General features: G+C 53.6%; 1 protein-coding gene. It reads left to right on the top strand.

Annotated elements, in window-relative coordinates; translation table 11 throughout:
* Positions 1 to 155 precede the first annotated feature (155 nt).
* Complete coding sequence (locus E1K68_RS27540; RefSeq protein WP_212614965.1) at positions 156 to 485, top strand: DHCW motif cupin fold protein; 330 nt, start codon at positions 156 to 158, stop codon at positions 483 to 485.
* The last annotated feature ends 30 nt before the right edge of the window (positions 486 to 515 follow it).

The following is a 515-nucleotide window of genomic DNA, read 5'->3' as shown; positions in this document are numbered from 1 at the left end:
TACCCGCGATAGCAGCACCGAATGGCTATCCAGTGGCAGGGTGAAGGCAGTTTCTGTCACCGCGCCTGTATTACATAAATGCGGGCCTTCTGTGTCTATCGGCACCATTGCTCGAATGATACGGTCTGAATTTATTGCATTTCAATGAGGCAACAATGGATCTCACTGCAATCCCATTTGGTACCACCGACTGGTCAACGATAGATCCGGTGGCACATCCCGGTCAGACAGGCACAGCTTATTGGCGTACCTGCCAGTTTGGTTCAGAGCGTGTGCGGATGGTCGAATACAGCCCTGGATATCTGGCCGATCACTGGTGTTGGAGGGGGCACATCTTGTTGTGCCTGGAGGGTCAGTTGCATACAGAACTGGAAGATGGTCGTCAGTTCACACTGACGCCTGGCATGAGCTATCAGGTGGGCAATAATGCTGAGGGACATCGGTCATTCACTACGATCGGGGCGAAGTTGTTCATTGTGGATTAGGCGTGGGGGCGACCTGTCAAACGCCCCCCC

This window comes from Pseudomonas sp. B2021 (assembly GCF_018135665.1).
Lineage (GTDB): Bacteria > Pseudomonadota > Gammaproteobacteria > Pseudomonadales > Pseudomonadaceae > Aquipseudomonas > Aquipseudomonas lactis.
This window is presented reverse-complemented; position numbering and strand designations above follow the sequence as displayed.